Source organism: Amycolatopsis rubida, assembly GCF_900115345.1.
Taxonomy (GTDB): domain Bacteria; phylum Actinomycetota; class Actinomycetes; order Mycobacteriales; family Pseudonocardiaceae; genus Amycolatopsis; species Amycolatopsis rubida.
Genome location: NZ_FOWC01000002.1, coordinates 393,108 through 409,624 on the forward strand (window position 1 = coordinate 393,108; position 16,517 = coordinate 409,624).

Genomic DNA, 16,517 nt, shown 5'->3' on the forward strand with positions numbered 1-16,517 from the left:
AAAACACGAAAAACGTTGTGCGGGACACAGCGCTCGCGCGCGCGAAAGAGGACCATGAGAGGCATGCGGAACAGGACTCGGGCAGGCAGACCACCACACCCTGGTAAACGATTGCTCCGACGGCTCGGCGCCGTGCGCAACCCGCTCGTGCGACGGTCGGACCGGATCGAAGGCGTGCTCGCCGGCATCGTCACACTGCTGGCGCTCATCGCGATTCCCTTCGCCATGATGATCGGCAGCGAGGACGTCGCCGCGGAGACCGCCGCGTCGGACGCGCAACTGCAGTCGCGGCATCAGGTCACCGCCACGGTGCTGACGACGGCCGCGCAGCCGGCCGCTTCCGTCGGCGACAGCGCGCCGATCGCCAACACCGCGCGCGTGAACGCGGTCTGGAAGCCGCCGCACGGCGTGCAGCGCACCGGCGTCATCACGGTGCCCGCCGCTTCCGCGACCGAGGGCTCGACCACCGACATCTGGCTGGACGACAGCGGCAAGCAGACCACCGCCCCGCTGACGCACGCGGACGCGGTCACCAACGGCGTGCTCGTCGCGGCCTTCTGCTGGCTGTGCGCGGTCGGCGTGCTGGGCGGCGCGTTCTGGATCGCGCGGCGAGTGCTCGACCACCGGCGTGCGGCGCGGTGGGCTGACGAATGGGCGCAGTTCGCCGGCCCGGAAGCGGTTCGCTGACAGCCCCGCCAGCCGTGGTGCTCCCCTCTCGGCTGCCGGACGGGTGCGATCCGCCAATCCGGCGGCCGATCGCTGGCACCTAGGCACGCCGTGCACGGGCTTGGTGCCCACCGAAGTTCCGCGCAGCAAGTCCCCTGGCACTGGTACACGCGTTCTCGACAGCCCGGCCAGCAGCGTGGTGCGCCGGGTCCGGAGGCAGTTCGCTGACACGTCTGCTGCCTCCGGACCCGGCCTCGGCGGACCGAGCGGGGCGACACCCCCAGCGTCGCCCCGGGCCGGTACTACGCCTGCCGCCCTGCCCGGAATATGTGGCGAGTTAGCCACCAGCTATCTCGTTGAGGGACAGTCTTGTGGAGCCCTCCGGCGATTGTCAACTGTGAGCTAATCTGAGATAGTCGCCTTAGCTGAGAGCAATCAGCTGCAACTGGAGGGGCGTAGCAGCATGTCCGAAGACACCCAGCCGGCGGATGACCGGCCCACCCTGGCCTCCAGACTCGACGATCTGTTCCGCACAGTGCGCCCGCAGGGGAGGCACTGGACGAACGCCGAGGTGGCAGCCGAACTGAAGCGGGCCACGCCGGAGCTGAAGGTCGGCGCGGTATACCTCTCTCAGCTACGCACGGGCAAACGGACCAATCCGTCTCAGGAGCTGCTGGCCGCACTGGCGAAGTTCTTCGGGGTCTCGGTCGCCTATTTCTTCGACGACGAGGTCGCCGGGTCGGTACTGTCGGAGCTGGCGGCCGTGGAGGCGATGCGCCAGGCAGGCGTCCGCGCGGTCGCCATGCGCGCGGCGGGCATGCGCGAGGAGAACCTCCAGGCGATCACCACGATCATGGACCAGTACCGCAAAATGCAGGGGCTGCCCCCGATCACGGACGAAGCGGCGCGGTGACCGGCACCCCGTCCGAAGCCCCGCAGCGGCGCGAGCAGCTGCGGCGGATGCGCGACGAAGGCGCCCAGCGGATCGGCGAACTCGATCTTCCGCCGAAGTACGACCTGGCCACCCTTTGCGCCCGCCTTGGCGAGATTCGCGAACGGCCGATCACCCTCGTGCCGCTGCCGATGCCCGCGTCGCACCCGTGCGGCATGTGGGTAGCCGCACGGGGCGAGGACCTGATCTTCTTCGACGCCAACACCACCGGGGCGCACCAGGAGCACATCATCTTGCACGAGCTGGGTCACATCATCTGCTGTCATCGCGGCTCGGGTCTCCTGGACGACGAGAGCGCCCGCTCGCTGTTCCCCAACCTGGACCCGGACATCGTCCGGGACATGCTGATGCGTGCCACCTACGACGACGCACAGGAGCAGGAAGCGGAGATCATCGCCTTCCTGCTCTCGGAACGCATGGGCACGCCAGCGAAACCCATCGCCCAAACCCCCAAAGCAGGGGAGAAACCGATGGACCGAATCGAGCGCTCGCTCCTCTAGCCCCACCAAGTCCGTGAGGGCCACCCTCATGGACTCTGATTCCCTCAGGGTTCCCCAATGTGGCACCGGGTGCATGCGACGCACCCAACCGCCGCCGATGCACCCACAGTCGAGGCACCCAGCCCCTCCTCCGCGCCCCCCTGCCCGTCAGCACACTCAACCTTCGGGGTGCCCCACGCCAGCCCAAAGGCAAGGTCGCCCCCAGGCGACGAGCCACCCCTACCTCAACCCGCCCAACTCAGCCCCCACCACCCCCACCGCATACCGCAACTGATCCTCCCGATGCTCACTGGTGATGAAGAACCGCAACCGAGCCAACTCCTCATCCACCGCCGGGTACAGAATCGGATCCACCACCACCCCCCGCTCGTACAGCGTCGTCGCCAGTCTCAGCGCGACATCCGAACTCCCCACCACGCAAGGCACAATCGGCGTATCCCCAGCCGACCCCGTCGGCAACCCCGCCGAAGTAGCCAGTTCCAGGAACAACCGGGAGTTCTCCCGCAGCCGTACCAACCTCTCCGGCTCCTCCTGCACAATCTTCAACGCCGCAAGCGAAGCAGCGGCATTAGCCGGAGTAATCCCCACGCTGTAAACAAACCCAGGCAGCGAATACCGCAACCACCGCACCGTCCGGGCCGACCCGGCCAGATACCCCCCGCACCCGGCCAACGACTTCGACAGGGTCCCCATCCAAAGATCAACCCCGGACCGATCCACCGCGAAGTGGTCGCCGATCCCAGCTCCCCGAGGCCCCATCGTCCCGATACTGTGCGCCTCGTCAACCATCAGCAACGCCCCATAGCGCCGCTTGAGCTCAATCAACGCAGGCAGATCGGCGACATCACCGTCCATGCTGTACACGCCTTCGACCACGATCAGCACCCGCCGGAACCGGGACCGCGACCGGCGCAGCACGTCCTCCAGCCGTGCCGTGTCGTTGTGCGGAAACGGCTGCCGCGTAGCCCCGGACAGCGCACACCCTTGCAGAATGCTGTCGTGCGCCAGCGAATCGTGCACGATCAGGTCACCGGGCCCGACCAGATGGCCGATCGCGCCCACATTCGTCGCGTGCCCGCTCACCAGGACGAGACTGTCCTCGACCCCCAGGAACGCCGCGAGCTCCGTCTCCAGGTCACGCGACAGATCCCGGTCCCCAGCGAGCAATCGGCTGCCGGACACGGAAGTCCCGTACCGCTCGACGGCATCGTGCACCGCCGCGGTCACCGCCGGATGCCCAGCCAGCCCAAGATAGTTGTAGCTGGAAAAGGACAGGTACTCCCGCCCGGAGACCGACGTCGTGGCGTCCATCCGTCCCTGATGCTTGCGGAAGTACGGATTGGGCACGCCAAGATCGTCAAACTCCTTCAGCCGCGCCTCGATGGCCGCCGCCTCCGGAAACTCCTCGATCGCCGCACTGGCCGGATCCCACGACGGAGCCGGAGCAGGCTGGGCCGGAGCAGCCGGGACCAAAGCCGTTGCCGGAGCGAGCATCCCGGCCACCGCCCCGACTGTCAGCGCCGCTGACTGCTCGACCTCCACCGGCGACCCCGGGAACCGCTTACGCAGCCGCCCCTCCAACTCGGTGAGCATCAACGAATCGAACCCGAGGTCGTCCACCAGCAACTGCCCGGCATACAACTCGCTGACCGGAAACGCCGTCGTCCGCGCGACTTCTTCGAGCACGACCGCCAACACGTCCCGCGCGGAAGTCGTCTCCTCCGCCTCCTCGACCGATGCCGCAGCAGCCCCGAGCGGCTCCAGCGTGTGTGCCTTGGCGAGCTTCGCGTCGTCGACCACCCAGTGCCGACGCGGGCTGAGCGGGCTCGGCGGCAGCGTGCAGCGCGGCAGGCCGTCCGCCACCGGGCGCAGCCCGGACCCGGTCACCGCGCGCGGAGCCAGCTCGGCTGGCAGACCGTCCTCGACCGGCTCCTCTCCCGGTGACACAACACCAGCGAAGACGCCAGGACCAAGCTCGCCGCCTTGGCCGGATTCGAGCGCGACCGACGCGGCGACGAGCTTGGAAACCGCGTCAGCGATGTCGTTCGCGGCCACCGCGAGCCGCTCCGGGAAGAGCGTTCGGCGGGCGAGTGTGCCCGCGACGGCGGCCAGCGGCGGGTTCTCGCTGCCGAGCGCCTCGGCCACTTCGCGGGCGTGCCTGGCCAGCCCGGCCCGGTCCCGTGCGGTGAGCAGCAGCAACCGCGGCGTCTCGGCTGGCGGCGTTTCCTGCGCCGTTTCCTCGACCACCACGTGCACGTTCGAGCCGCCGAAGCCGAACGCGCTCACCCCGGCCCGGCGCGGCCCGTCGCTGTTCCACGGCGTGACCTGGCCCGCTATCTGAAGCCCGGCGTCCCGCAGCGGCAGCTGCTCGGCCGGTTCGAAATCCGGCTGCGGCAGAATTTGTCCCTTGTGGACAGACAAAATGGACTTGATCAGCCCGGCGATTCCCGCGGTGCCAAGGGAATGCCCGACCACCGACTTCGCCGCGCCGAGATACGCCGGGTTCTCCGCGCCGCGACGCAGCTCGGTCAGCGCGCTGATCTCCACGTCGTCGCCGACCGCGGTCGCGGTGCCGTGCGCTTCCAGGAACCCGACCGACGCCGGGTCGACCCCCGCGTCCCGGTACGCCCGCCGCAACGCTCGCAGCTGACCGGACTCCTGCGGCATCATGCCGCCCTTGACCGTGCCGTCGTTGGACAGCCCGACGCCGCGGATCACCGCGTACACCCGGTCGCCCGCCGCCCGTGCGTCCGCGAGCGGGCGCAGCACCAGGACGCCGGCCCCCTCGCCGAGCACGAACCCGTCGGCCCGGCGGTCGAACGGCCGGCATTCGCCGGTGCGCGAGATCGCGCCGATCCGGCACAGGCCCACGAACAGGTCCGGAGACAGCACGAGCTGTGCGCCGCCGGCGACGGCGATCCGGCAGCGGCCCGCCCGCAGGGCGAACACCGCGTTCGCCACCGCGGTCAGCCCGCCGGAGCAGGCCGAATCGAGCGCGTAGCTCTCTCCGTGCAGGTCGAAGACGCTGCTGATCGAACTCGGCCCCATGTTGAGCAGCAGCCCGGCCATCGCGGTGGCGTGCAGGCCGCTGACCGCGGATGCCGCCTCGGCCATCGCCGGATCGCCCGCCCGGCCGAATTCGCCGCCGATCAGCTGTTTCAGCCGCAGGTGCAGTGTGCTCATGTCGCGGTAGCCGCTGTCGCTGAGCGACATGATCACCGATGTGTCGTCGCGGTCGAAGCCCTCGGCCTCCCATCCCGCGTCCTGCAGCGCTTCGCGGGTCAGGTCGACCAGCAGCCGGTGCTGCGGGTCGAGCGATTTGGCCCGCCGCGGCGGGATCTTGTAGTGCCCGGCGTCGAAGTCGCCGACGTCCTCCAGCAGCGCCATGCGGTCGGAGTAGACCGCTCCGCTGTCCCGGAAATCGTCGTTGTAGAACGCTTCGCGCCGCCACCGCGAATCCGGCACTCGCCGAAACTGCGGCTTGGGCTCGCTCAGCAGATCCCAGTACTCGTTGACGTTGCGCGCCCCCGGAAAACGGCATCCCATTCCGACAACGGCGATGTCCTGGCTATTTTCGGATTCTTCCCACTCAGATCTTGCAGACCCCATGGCATGACTTCCTCGTGCCGATCCCCACCCAGTCGACACCGAGATTGCCCGTTCTTACCCAGTTTTTCAAGGGCATTGGGCAAGGTGCGGAGGAATGCACAGGCAACTCAACTCACGGTAGCCAAGCGATCACGCCACCAGGCCACGGTACTGGCAAATTGATCTTTCTCTCCCGTCGGCGTAATATCGAAGAATTCCTGTGCCGCATGGGAATCGAGCACGTACGGACGGTCAAACTGGTAGCGGACCTCCCGCAGCTCGCGCAACATCGGCGAAACGAGTGCGCCCGCCTTCAGTAACATCGGGGAAAGGCGTTGCACCGGCACCGGGGCCACTCCGGCCGCCTCGCACAACAGCGCGACCATCACCCGAGCGGACCGCGGCGGACCAGTCGGCACATGCCACGTCCTGCCCCACGCCTTTTCTTCCCGCGCGGCCGCGACCAGCGTGCGCGCGACATCGGAAATGTAGGTCCAGCTGTGCGCGGCGTCCGGATCGCCGAGTACCTGGACCTTCCGCCCGTGCAGCACGTTCGGCACCACTCGGGCGGCGAGATGGCCGCCGTCGGTCACTCCGGGACCGAAGAAATCGGAGGCACGCACCTCGACCACGCGGATGCGGCCCTCGTCGTGCAATGCGTGCAGTTGTTCGGACAGCAAAGCCCGGATCCGGCCCTTTGTCCCGGTGGCCGCGAGCGGCAGATTCTCAGTGAGCGGACCATCGACCGGGCCGTAGCCGTACAAATTCCCCAGCGACACCAGCAGCGCGCCGTTCGCTTCGGCCGCGGCGCACATCGAGGCCTGCAACGGCGGCCAATCGGTCGCCCACCGATGATATGGCGGGCTGGCGCAGCTGTAGATCGCTGTCGCCCCCTCGGTCGCTTCGACGAGCGCGGCCTGGTCGGCGGCGTCGAGCGAGACGTGCTCCAGCCCCGGCTCGGGTTCCCGGGGCGAACGGCCGATCACCCGGACCCGCTCTCCTTGTTCAGCCAGCAGCGCGGCGGTGGCCGCCCCCGCCGGTCCGTGCCCGATCACCACCTGAAGACTCATGGCGACACCCTAGCGACGGGCGCATCCCGTCGCGGCCGTGCACGAGCCGGTCGCCCGCCGTTCACCGGAAGATCACCCCAGCGGTTCTCGAGCAGGCCGCCGACACCTGGCATCCACTCGGAATTCGCCCAGGCCAGAACCAGTTTTCCGGCCCTAGTTCCGGCACTTGCGGTGGTGTATGGTCGCCGATCGTGAACAATTCCGCCAAGGTTGCCGCGCACACCGTTCCGCCCGCCGGGCGCTGAGGCCGTTCCGGGGGCGCGAGTGAACACTCTGAAGATCATCTTATTCTCTCTGTCGGCGGTATCCTCGTACGCGGCCTTGCTGTACAAGCTTTTCTCGATGCGCCGCTCGTGGCGCGACCCGGCCTACATCGTGCTGATGACGACGCTGATCCTGCAGTGCGTCACCTTCACCCTCGGCGCCCTCTCGCTCAGCATCGGCTCGCTGTTCGGGATCCCCAATCTGGCGATCTTGATCTTGCACCTGGCCGCGGTCGCGTACTGCATCAGCGCGCAGCTCCTGCTGATGCTGTGGGCGAATCCCCCGGCGGAAATCCGCACGCGGATCCGGGCGTGGATCGTCTCCGGCGCGGTGCTGTTCGTCGTGCTGACCGTGCTGTTCTTCATCGGCAACAAACCGGGCACCCCGGGCACCGCCTTCGCGGTGGGCAGCGGCGACCCGGTGATCCTCACCTACCTGCTGCTGTTCATCGTTTCGCAGGCCGTGCCGTGCGTGACGATCTACCTGCAATGCCTGCCGTACGCGCGAAGCACGTCGCGGGTGTGGCTGCGCCGGACCCTGAAGACGCTCGCGGTCGGTGCGGTCGTGCTGTTCTGCTACTGCGCCACGCGCGCGGTGAACATCGTGAGCCCGGCACTCGGCTGGCGCCTCGGCGCGTGGGCGATCGTGCCCTCTGTGTTCAGTGCGCTGGGCATCGTGATCGTGTCGTTCGGGCTGACCATGCCGTCGTGGGGCGAGCACGTCTCGTCGGTCGCGCGCTGGCAGCGCAATTACCGTTCCTACCGCGCGCTCTACCCGCTGTGGCATTCGCTGTACGAATCCTCGCCGGGCATCGCGCTGGAACCGCCTGCCGAGGGAGACACCGATCGGCGCTGGTCGGACCTGCACTACCGGCTGCATCGCCGGGTGATCGAGATCCGTGACGGCTGGCGCGCGCTGCGGCCGTACATGGACCGCGCCGACACCCCGGACGGCGACCAGGCGATGGCCGAGGCTCGCAAGATCCGCCAGGCGCTGGAGGCGAAGACCTCCGGGCTGACCCCGGCGGAAAGCCAGGACAACGGCGCGTTCGACGACCACGACGCGAAGACGTTCGAGGCCGAGGTCGCCTGGCTCACCCAGGTGTCGGCGGCTTACGGCAAGCTGGTCTGAGGCTGGTCGCCCAGCAACGTCTCGCCTTTCGTCAGCCACGCGAAACCGAACGCGAACACCGCGAGCGACTCCAGCCAGAGCGTCGGATGCAGGTCCGCGGTGGCGGCGCTGAAGAACAGGCCGTTGACCACGATCAGCACCAGGCACGCGAGCATCACGATGCCGCACGTCCGGTAGACGGCATTGCGCGAACGTTTGCGCTTGGTCGGCGCCCCGTCGTCCTTGGTGAACAGGAAGAGGCAGAAGAACGCGAGGGTGAGGAAGAAGATCGCGGCGAACACCAGGTGCGCGACGCCGATCGTGTGTTCGGTCGGGGTCGGCGTTACCGGCTGGGCCGGGAACAGCGCGACGCCGATGCCGGCGATCGCCGCGACATTGGCCGCGATGTCGTCGACGCGTCCGTAACCGCGATAGGCGATCAGGAAGACGCCGATCGCGCACAACGTGCCGACGAAGACGTTCCGGAGATCGCTGTAGTAATAGCCGCTCAGCGAACCGAGCAAGCCACCGCCTTCGAGCAGTTCCTTGCCGATGATCACCACGATCGGCAGCAGGATCCCGAGCACCCCGATGGCGCGGCGAAGGAACAGGTAAGAGCGCACGAAAGCGGTCATGGCACGGCCTCCCCGAAAGTCGTGCACTCTTTGTACCTGCTTCGTCACCCGCCCACCGGGCAGACCGGGAAGGCCACCGGTTCAGCCCAGCAGACCGTCCAGTTCCGCGAGCAGTTTCGCCTTCGGCCGGGCACCGACGAACGACGCGACCGGGGCTCCGTCGCGAAACAGCATCAGCGTCGGCAGCGCCATCACCTGGTAGGCGCGCATGGTTTCGGGGTTCTCGTCGGTGTTGAGTTCGCGCACGGTGAGGCCGGGCCGTTCCGCGGAGATCTCGGCGAGCACCGGGGCGAGCATCCGGCACGGCGGGCACCAGCCTGCGGTGAAGTCGACCAGGACGGGCTGGTCGTGGTCCAGGACGTCGGCGGCGAAGGTGGCGTCGGTGGTCATCGGGACTCCTCGGGTTCGGCAGTGCACGGGTCAACCGCGTGCCCGGTGGCGGCGGCGAGCTTGTCGAGCAGCGCGGAGCGGACCGCCGCGAGGTCGCGCATGCAGGCCTCGACCTCGTCCAGCTTCCGCCGGTACACCTCGACCGACGCCGGGCACGCGTCGCCCGCGTCGTGGCCGGTGCGGAGGCAGTCGACGAACGGGCGGGTGTCGTCGAGGCTGAACCCGACCGTGCGCAGGGTCTGGATTTCCTTGACGAGCCGCAGGTGGTCCTCGTCGTACTCGCGATAGCCGTTCGCCGCGCGCGCCGCCGGGAGCAGACCCTGTGCCTCGTAGAAGCGCAGCGCCCGCGTGGTGGTCCCGGTCCGCTGGGCCAGTTCGCCGATCCGCATTTTTCCGACGCTAAACCTTGCCCTCAGCGTCAAGGCAAGGCCTGCACGCGAGGCTGCGGATATTCGCGGAACTTGACCGAGTTCGCCGCGCGGCTGCCCATGTACTCGAAGACGCGGCGGCCGAGCGGACCGGTCAGCGAGCGGTACATCCGGTTGCGCTTGCGCAGCTTCTCCTCGGTGGCCGGGACCAGGAAGCCGCCCGAACCGGCTCCGTTGCGCTGCCCGACGCGGGCGGGTTTGCGCAGCCGCTGCTCGTAGCGGGCGAACGCGGTCACGTGGTCGCCGCCGGCCGCGGCGAGTTCCCCGGCCAGGACCTGCGCCCCCATCATCGCGAGGCCGGTGCCGGATCCGCCCGGCCCGGCGCACCAGGCGGCGTCGCCCAGCAGCACGATCCGGCCGCGCGACCAGCTGTCGAGCTTGATCTGGCCGACGGTGTCGAAGTACAGGTCAGGCGCGTCGGCGACGGCGGTGAGCAGCTGCGGGAGTTCCCATCCGGCGTTGGCGAAGACCTCGGTGACAATGTCCTTCTGCCGGGCCAGGCCGGGACGGCCGTACCCGTCCGTGTCGCCGCGGAAGGTGAGGCCGACGGTGACTGTCTCCGGGTCTCGGTGGCTGGTGACGATCGCGCCGAGGCCGGGTTCGTTGTAAAGCAGGCCCGCGCGGTCGAGGCGGAGGTGGTTGGGCGCGGTGAACCCGGCGACGTGGTAACCGAGGTCGGTGCGGAATTTCGCCTCCGGACCGAAGGCTGCCGTGCGCACGCCGGAGTGGATCCCGTCCGCGCCGGCCACCAGGTCGAACCGCCGCGGGGCGCCGTGGCGGAAGGTGACGTCGACGCCGTCGGAGGTCTCGGCGAGCGAGGTGACACGGTCGCCGAAGACGTACTCGGTGTAGTCCTTGGTGTGGTCGTAGAGGACGCGGGCGAGGTCGCCGCGCAGGACCTCCAGCTCGCCGTTGGTGAACCCGCTCGGCAAGGTGAACGCGGGTTGTCCGGCCGGGTCGAGCTGCACCTGCTCGCGCAGCGCGGTCTCGTGCTCCCGCAGGTCGTCGAGCAGGCCCATCGCTTCGACGAGTTTCATCTGCTCGCCGCGGAAGTCGACGGCCTGCCCGCCCGGCCGCAGCCGCGGCGCGGCCTCGACGACGGTCACCGAATAGCCGTAACGGTGCAGCCAGTAGGCGGCGGACGGACCCGCGACGCTGGCACCGGACACGAGAACGGTCTTGCTGGTCATCTCTGCTCCCCTGGGTCGGTAGGCGATGCGGCAAGACTGCGGCGCACCGCTTACCGCGCCCGCACGGAGCGCTGACGATCTTGGTCAGTCCTGCGCCAGCCGGGTGAGCATCCGGGAGAAAACGCGGCCGAGCAGCTCCAGCTCGGGGCCGCTGACCTGGTCGAAGAAATACCGGCGCACGAGTTCGCCGTGCTGCTGCCTGGCCGCCGCGACCGCCGCGCGCCCGGCTTCGGTGAGCCGGACGTTCGCCCCGCGCGCGTCCTCGGTGCAGTTCTCCCGCGTGACCAGCCCGCGCTTGCACATCCGGCTCACGTGATGCGACAGCCGGCTGCGGTCCCATTCGACGGTCGCGCCGAGTTCGCGCATCCGCAGCACGCCGTCCGGTTCGTTCGCGAGCGGGACGAGGAGGGCGTAGTCGGCTCCGGAGATCCCGGCGTCGCGCTCCAGCTGCCGGTCGAGCGCGCTGCCGAGCGCCCGCTGCACGCGCTGGTAGGAACACCAGACCTCGGCCTCGCGCCGGTCGGTCGCCACGTCCGCCATCCGGTGATTCTACAAAGACAAGGCGGGATTTCGCGCCGGTGCGTAAGTGGGGAGAGTGACCAGGTCCGCGCAAGAAACCTTCTTTCGTGCCTTCCACGCAAGCCATCCGGCGGTGACGTCGCGCGCGTTCGGCGACGGCCGAAGCGCCGACGGACGGTCGAGTTACGAGCTTCTCCGGGACGAGATCACCGCTCCGGGACGTGTGCTCGATCTGGCCTGCGGCGACGGATTTCTGCTCGAACTCCTTTCCTCGGCGGGACATCAGGCGGTCGGGGTCGATGTGTCGAGCACGGATCTGGCTCTGGCCAAGAAGCGTTCGACGACAGTGGCGGAAGGCCGGGCACAGCGACTGCCGTTCGCGGACCACGCGTTCGATGCCTGCGTGTCGCACATGGCGTTCATGCTGATGACTGACATCGACGAGGTGTCCGCGGAGCTGGCCCGCGTGCTCCGGACGGGCGGGCAGCTCTCTCTCGTCCTCGGCGGCGGGGCGGCCGGAGACGGGGCTCGTGCCCTGTTCGGCAAGCTGCTGCGGGAAATCCTCGCCGACGTCCCGGCCGAACAGCGGTTGCCTCCGCTCGGCGACAAGCGCACCCGGACCCGGGCCGGGCTGGACGAAATTCTCGTTCCGGCCGGATTCGCTCCCGTTCAGTGGCGCGTCGAGACGATCGACGTCAGCGGTCCGCTCGATCAGGTCTGGGAGTTCGTGTCGACCTTCTACAACCTCTTCCCTCTCGGCGAACCCGCTTGCCAGGCGCTGAAAACCGCTTTTCTCTCCCAGGCTCCGGCACTGACCCGGCCCGACGGGCTGATTCCGCTTGTCTTCCCAGTACAGCTGGCCAGCACCCACACTGTCCACAAAGGACAGTAAACCCGCACTAGTGGCACCCGGCACCTTCTGGCAAGATCGAAGGCTCTGACGTCTCCAGTTCACGCCGAAGGGGCAGGGCATTGGGTCTGGGCAGGAAACTGGCCGTCGCCGCCACCGCGGTCACCGCGGCGACGGCGTTGTTCACCGCGGCACCGGCGAACGCCGCTCCCGCGGCCATCGACTGGAAACCGTGTCCTACCGGGCAGGGAGCCGAATGCGGCAAGCTCACCGTGCCGCTCGACTGGGACCGTCCCGGCGACGGCACGATTCAGCTCGCGCTCGCGCGGCGCAAGGCCACCGATCCCGCGCACCGGATCGGCTCGGTGCTCATGGATCCCGGCGGGCCGGGTGGTGCGGGCGCGGGCGAGGTGCAGAGCGGCTGGACGCTGTCGCCGAAGGTCGCCGCGCGGTTCGACACGGTCGGGTTCGATCCGCGCGGGGTCGGGGAAAGCACCGCGATCAAGTGCGGGCTCGACGAGCTCACCGCGAAAAACCCGGTGCTGCCGAAGGATTCCGGCGAATTCCGGCAGCTGCTCGCGTACAACCGCGCGCTCGGGCGCAGCTGCGACCGGATCACCGGGCCGCTCGCCAGCCGTTCGGACACCCGCGGCGTCGTGCGCGACATGGACGCGATCCGTGCCGCGCTCGGCGACAAGAAGCTCACCTACTACGGCGTTTCCTACGGCACGCTGATGGGCCAGCAGTACGCCGAGGCGTACCCGGACCGGGTGCGCGCGCTCGTGCTGGACAGCAACATGGACCACTCGATCCGCAGCACCTGGGAGTTCCTGAAGACGGAAACCCAGGCCACGCAGGAGCTGTTCGAGCAGTTCACCGGCTGGTGCGACCGGACGCCGTCGTGCGCGCTGCACGACCAGGACGTCAGCGCGGTGGTGGCCGGCCTGTACGCCCGCGCCGAACGCGGCGAACTCGGCACCCCGGACGACCGGCTCGACCCGATGGCGTTCGTCGGCCTGATCTCGCAGAACTTCTACGGCCCCACCTGGGGCAAGCTCGCGAAGAGCCTGGTCGACCTGCGCGACGGGAAACCGGCCGAGGCGTCCTTCGGCAAGGACGACATCCCCATTCCGAACCCGTTCAACAGCATCTTCTGCTCCGACTGGCGGCTGCCGGTCACCAGCTATCCGCAACTCGACAGCTACCGGCGCGCGCTCGCCAGGGTGTCGCCTGACCTGCACTTCTCGCCGCTGGGCTGGAGCGCGGCGGCGGGCTGCGCCGGCTGGCCGAGCCCGGTGCGCAACCCGCAGCATCCGCTGTCGGTCCGGCCGGGCGTGCCGATGTTGATGCTGAACAGCCGTTACGACCCGGCCACGCCGTACGGCTGGGCGGTGCGCGCGTCGCAGCAGTCCGGTGCTCCGCTGCTCACCTACGAGGGCTGGGGCCACGGCGCGTACTTCAAGAAGAGCCAGTGCGTCACCGACGCCGCGGACGCCTTCCTGATCGACGGCACGAGCCCGGGTCGCGGCAAGCACTGCCCGGCGGTCGAGCCGAGTGTTCAGTCCAGGATGGACGGTGTGCGGCCACCGGCTACCCAGCTGTACTGAGCAACGAAAAAGCGGGGCCCTGATCGGATCAGTGCCCCGCTTTTTCGTGGCTGCGGCCGCTCAGTAGTCGTCACGCCCGGTGAACTGCTGTTCCAGCAGCTCGGCCGAACCGGCGACGAGTTCGAGCGGATCGGTGAACTCGTTGAGGTCGAGGTTCAGCAGCGGCAGCGAATGGCGCAGCACGAGGTGCTCGCCCATCACCACGAGCCCGCCGACCACCAGCGTCTGGCCTACCTCGCTCAGCACGGTGAGCAGATCGACCTCGTCCACGCGGGCGAACGGGGTCGCGATCTGCACCCAGTCCTCGCGCTGGTCGAAGATCTCCCTGGCGATCACCACGACCTGCGCCCGCCCGGTCGTCTCCGCGTCGTCGCCGAACAGGACCCGGATCCGGATCTCGCCCGGGTCGTCCCGGATCACCCGGTAGGTCTGCCTGATGTAGGCGACCAGGTCATTCCACTGCGCCACGCGCTTCCTCCCGTTGGTAGGCAACGAAGATCAGCGTAGCGGGACAACCAGTGCGGCAGCGGGCGTCAGAGCAACTTCCACGCTCCGGTGAGCGCCTCGCGCAGGATCTGCTCCATCTCGTCGAACTGCGGCTGGTCGCAGATCAGCGGCGGCGACAGCTGGACCACCGGCTCGGCGCGGTCGTCGGCGCGGCAGTAGAGACCGCCTTCGAACAGTGCGTTCGAGAGATAACCGCGCAAAATGCGTTCCGATTCCCCGGCGGTGAAGGTCTCCTTGGTCGCTTTGTCCTTGACGAGTTCGATGCCGTAGAAGAAACCGGTGCCGCGCACGTCGCCGACGATCGGCAGATCGGTCAGCCGGTCGAGGGTCGCCCGGAAGGCGGTTTCCTTGTCCAGTACATGGCCGTAAAGGTTCTCGCGCTCGATGAGGTCGAGGTTGGCCAGCGCGACCGCGCACGAAACCGGGTGCCCGCCGTAGGTCGAGCCGTGCATGAAGGTCGCCTCGCCGCCGGCGAACGGCTCCATCAGCCGGTCGCTCGCGAGCACCGCGCCGAGCGGGGCGTAGCCCGAGGTCAGCCCCTTGGCGGTGGTGATGATGTCCGGCTGGTAGCCGTACCGTTTGGCCGCGAAGTCGTAGCCGACCCGGCCGAAGGCGCAAATCACCTCGTCGGACACCAGCAGCACGTCGTGTTTGTCGCAAATCTCGCGAACCCGCTCGAAATAACCCGGCGGCGGGACAAAGCAGCCACCGGTGTTTTGCACGGGTTCGAGGAATACCGCGGCGACAGTGTCCGCGCCCTCGAATTCGATCGCTTGCTCGATTTGGTCAGCAGCCCACCGGCCGTAAGCCTGGTAATCGTCGGCATGTTCGGGTGCCCGATAGAAGTTCGTGTTCGGCACGCGCAGCGTACTCGGCACGAGCGGCTCGAAATCTGCCTTCGCCCCAGGAATTCCGGTGATCGAAAGTGCGCCCTGCGACGTGCCGTGATACGCCAGCGCGCGGCTGATCACCTTGTGTTTGGCGGGTTTTCCGGTCAGCTTGAAATACTGCTTCGCGAGCTTCCACGCCGTTTCCACGGATTCGCCGCCGCTCACGGTGAAGAAAACGCGGTTAAGGTCGCCCGGCGACGCGGCGGCAAGGCGTTCGGCCAGTTCGAGCGCGGGTGGATGCGCGTGGCCCCAAAGCGGGAAGTACGCGAGCTGCTTCGTTTGGCGCGCAGCGGCTTCGGCCAGTTCCTCGCGACCGTGGCCGACCTGCACCGCGAACAGCCCCGCGAGGCCGTCGAGGTAGCGCTTGCCGGTGTCGTCCCAGATGTAGGTGCCCTCGCCGCGCACGATCACCGGGATGTCGGCGGTGTCGGCGCGGCTGTGGCGCGTGAAGTGCAGCCAGAGGTTGTCGCGTGCGGCAGTGCCCGAGCCGGTGGTGATCCCGGCGGGTTCGGCGGTCGTGGTCATGGCTCCTCGAAACGGGCCTCGAAGCTGCCGGCGCGCACTGTGGCGCACCGGCCGGACCTCTCGGTTATCGCACGAGCCGACGCCGATTGGCAAGCGGATCAGTCGTTGATACCACACACAACGACTAATTTAGGCTGTCTCATCCGGACAGACCTTCGGATTTCGTCGTCACCGGCGGTGCGTGCCCCACTCGTACGACTGCTTCCGCAGCTTGAGGTACACGAGCGTCTCCGCGGTGCGCACTCCGGGCAGCGTCCGGATGCGGTTGGAGATCACGTCGAGCAGTGCCTCATCGTCGGCGCAGAGCACCTCGCACAGCACGTCGAAGCGGCCGGCGCAGAGCACGACGTAGTCGATCTCGTCCATTTCGGCCAGTGCGTCGGCGACCGGATCGAGCGGGCCGTCGACGGTGATCGCGACCATCGCCTGGCGGAAAAGCCCGACCTGCAAGGGATCCGACACCGCGACGATCTGGATGACGCCCGAATCGGACAGTCGCTGCACCCGCTGGCGGACCGCCGCCTCGGACAATCCGACCGCCTTGCCGATCGTGGCGTACGGCCGCCGTCCGTCCTCTTGCAACTGCGCGATGATCTGCTTCGAAATGTCGTCGACCACCGGCGGCGCCGGCCGGTTCGGGTCCTGGCTCTGCATCCCGGGATCATCGCGGGTCGACCCTGTCGCAGGCAACCGTGGGCGTGGCAAGCGGTCGCCCTGAGTGTCCAGATGGACCGTCTGCCGGGGTTCCGAGCAACGGATTTCGTCGTCTTTCCGGCGTTGACAACGGCAAACCCGTCCTGTTCCCTCCGTCGAATTCCAGCGCCGA

16 protein-coding genes are annotated in these 16,517 nt (G+C 68.4%); 6 read left to right on the top strand and 10 right to left on the bottom strand.

Translation table 11 applies throughout. The features are described from left to right. Positions 1-132: 132 nt before the first annotated feature. The 3 genes from BM362_RS10585 to BM362_RS10595 all read left to right on the top strand — a co-directional run bounded on the left by BM362_RS10585 (position 133) and on the right by BM362_RS10595 (position 2,118). Positions 133-687 (top strand): Rv1733c family protein, encoded by a 555-nt coding sequence (locus BM362_RS10585; RefSeq protein ID WP_244287113.1) that lies wholly within the window; start codon positions 133-135, stop codon positions 685-687. A gap of 442 nt (positions 688-1,129) precedes the next feature. Continuing rightward, entirely contained in the window at positions 1,130-1,579 is a 450-nt protein-coding gene (locus BM362_RS10590) for a helix-turn-helix domain-containing protein (protein WP_093572974.1), read from the top strand. Continuing rightward, on the top strand, positions 1,576-2,118 hold the full coding sequence (locus BM362_RS10595; protein ID WP_208865166.1) for a toxin: 543 nt from the start codon (positions 1,576-1,578) through the stop codon (positions 2,116-2,118). Before BM362_RS10590 ends, BM362_RS10595 begins: the two co-directional genes overlap by 4 nt. Positions 2,119-2,337: 219 nt before the next feature. Here the strand turns inward: BM362_RS10595 and BM362_RS10600 are convergent, their stop codons facing one another. Together BM362_RS10600 and BM362_RS10605 are read right to left on the bottom strand one after the other, a co-directional pair. After that, entirely contained in the window at positions 2,338-5,727 is a 3,390-nt protein-coding gene (locus tag BM362_RS10600; protein ID WP_093572975.1) for an aminotransferase class I/II-fold pyridoxal phosphate-dependent enzyme, read from the bottom strand. 107 nt (positions 5,728-5,834) lie between these two features. Further along, positions 5,835-6,776 (bottom strand): NAD-dependent epimerase/dehydratase family protein, encoded by a 942-nt coding sequence (locus BM362_RS10605; protein WP_093572976.1) that lies wholly within the window; start codon positions 6,774-6,776, stop codon positions 5,835-5,837. 342 nt (positions 6,777-7,118) lie between these two features. Between BM362_RS10605 and BM362_RS10610 the strand changes: the two genes are divergently transcribed. Continuing rightward, a complete protein-coding gene (locus tag BM362_RS10610) occupies positions 7,119-8,171 on the top strand; it encodes an MAB_1171c family putative transporter (protein WP_244287115.1) in 1,053 nt (350 codons plus the stop codon). On the opposite strand, the gene BM362_RS10615 is transcribed toward BM362_RS10610, so the two are convergent. From BM362_RS10615 to BM362_RS10635, 5 genes are all read right to left on the bottom strand, one after another. Beyond that, the gene (locus tag BM362_RS10615; protein ID WP_093572978.1) at positions 8,153-8,785 is read right to left on the bottom strand and encodes a DUF998 domain-containing protein; all 633 of its coding nucleotides are present in this window, start codon (positions 8,783-8,785) and stop codon (positions 8,153-8,155) included. The genes BM362_RS10610 and BM362_RS10615 overlap by 19 nt on opposite strands. 81 nt (positions 8,786-8,866) lie before the next feature. Next, the gene (gene trxA / locus BM362_RS10620; protein WP_067580436.1) at positions 8,867-9,175 is read right to left on the bottom strand and encodes a thioredoxin; all 309 of its coding nucleotides are present in this window, start codon (positions 9,173-9,175) and stop codon (positions 8,867-8,869) included. Beyond that, entirely contained in the window at positions 9,172-9,564 is a 393-nt protein-coding gene (locus tag BM362_RS10625) for a MerR family transcriptional regulator (protein ID WP_067580434.1), read from the bottom strand. Before BM362_RS10625 ends, trxA begins: the two co-directional genes overlap by 4 nt. 29 nt (positions 9,565-9,593) lie before the next feature. Next, complete coding sequence (locus BM362_RS10630) at positions 9,594-10,793, bottom strand: FAD-dependent monooxygenase (RefSeq protein ID WP_093572979.1); 1,200 nt, start codon at positions 10,791-10,793, stop codon at positions 9,594-9,596. A gap of 84 nt (positions 10,794-10,877) precedes the next feature. Then, positions 10,878-11,333: a MarR family winged helix-turn-helix transcriptional regulator gene (locus tag BM362_RS10635; RefSeq protein ID WP_067580432.1), complete on the bottom strand. Its 456-nt coding sequence runs from the start codon at positions 11,331-11,333 to the stop codon at positions 10,878-10,880. Positions 11,334-11,445: 112 nt separating this feature from the next. Between BM362_RS10635 and BM362_RS10640 the strand changes: the two genes are divergently transcribed. Next, entirely contained in the window at positions 11,446-12,204 is a 759-nt protein-coding gene (locus BM362_RS10640) for a class I SAM-dependent methyltransferase (RefSeq protein ID WP_244287116.1), read from the top strand. A gap of 80 nt (positions 12,205-12,284) precedes the next feature. After that, positions 12,285-13,769: an alpha/beta hydrolase gene (locus BM362_RS10645; protein WP_093572980.1), complete on the top strand. Its 1,485-nt coding sequence runs from the start codon at positions 12,285-12,287 to the stop codon at positions 13,767-13,769. A gap of 60 nt (positions 13,770-13,829) precedes the next feature. Here BM362_RS10645 and BM362_RS10650 read toward each other — a convergent pair whose 3' ends face one another. From BM362_RS10650 to BM362_RS10660, 3 genes are all read right to left on the bottom strand, one after another. Beyond that, positions 13,830-14,237, bottom strand: a complete 408-nt coding sequence (locus BM362_RS10650) for a hypothetical protein (RefSeq protein ID WP_067580428.1) — start codon at positions 14,235-14,237, stop codon at positions 13,830-13,832. 65 nt (positions 14,238-14,302) lie between these two features. Further along, positions 14,303-15,691: an aspartate aminotransferase family protein gene (locus tag BM362_RS10655; RefSeq protein ID WP_093572981.1), complete on the bottom strand. Its 1,389-nt coding sequence runs from the start codon at positions 15,689-15,691 to the stop codon at positions 14,303-14,305. 168 nt (positions 15,692-15,859) lie between these two features. After that, positions 15,860-16,345 (bottom strand): Lrp/AsnC family transcriptional regulator, encoded by a 486-nt coding sequence (locus BM362_RS10660; RefSeq protein ID WP_067580425.1) that lies wholly within the window; start codon positions 16,343-16,345, stop codon positions 15,860-15,862. Between the last annotated feature and the right edge of the window lie 172 nt (positions 16,346-16,517).

Excerpts from the sequence above, each read along its gene's own strand:
- BM362_RS10605 (WP_093572976.1), bottom strand. The coding sequence starts at position 6,776 with ATGAGTCTTCAGGTGGTGATCGGGCACGGACCGGCGGGGGCGGCCACC.
- BM362_RS10655 (WP_093572981.1), bottom strand. The coding sequence starts at position 15,691 with ATGACCACGACCGCCGAACCCGCCGGGATCACCACCGGCTCGGGCACT.
- BM362_RS10615 (WP_093572978.1), bottom strand. The coding sequence starts at position 8,785 with ATGACCGCTTTCGTGCGCTCTTACCTGTTCCTTCGCCGCGCCATCGGG.
- BM362_RS10600 (WP_093572975.1), bottom strand. The coding sequence starts at position 5,727 with ATGGGGTCTGCAAGATCTGAGTGGGAAGAATCCGAAAATAGCCAGGAC.
- BM362_RS10635 (WP_067580432.1), bottom strand. The coding sequence starts at position 11,333 with ATGGCGGACGTGGCGACCGACCGGCGCGAGGCCGAGGTCTGGTGTTCC.
- BM362_RS10625 (WP_067580434.1), bottom strand. The coding sequence starts at position 9,564 with ATGCGGATCGGCGAACTGGCCCAGCGGACCGGGACCACCACGCGGGCG.
- BM362_RS10630 (WP_093572979.1), bottom strand. The coding sequence starts at position 10,793 with ATGACCAGCAAGACCGTTCTCGTGTCCGGTGCCAGCGTCGCGGGTCCG.
- BM362_RS10660 (WP_067580425.1), bottom strand. The coding sequence starts at position 16,345 with ATGCAGAGCCAGGACCCGAACCGGCCGGCGCCGCCGGTGGTCGACGAC.
- BM362_RS10590 (WP_093572974.1), top strand. The coding sequence starts at position 1,130 with ATGTCCGAAGACACCCAGCCGGCGGATGACCGGCCCACCCTGGCCTCC.
- trxA (WP_067580436.1), bottom strand. The coding sequence starts at position 9,175 with ATGACCACCGACGCCACCTTCGCCGCCGACGTCCTGGACCACGACCAG.
- BM362_RS10610 (WP_244287115.1), top strand. The coding sequence starts at position 7,119 with ATGCGCCGCTCGTGGCGCGACCCGGCCTACATCGTGCTGATGACGACG.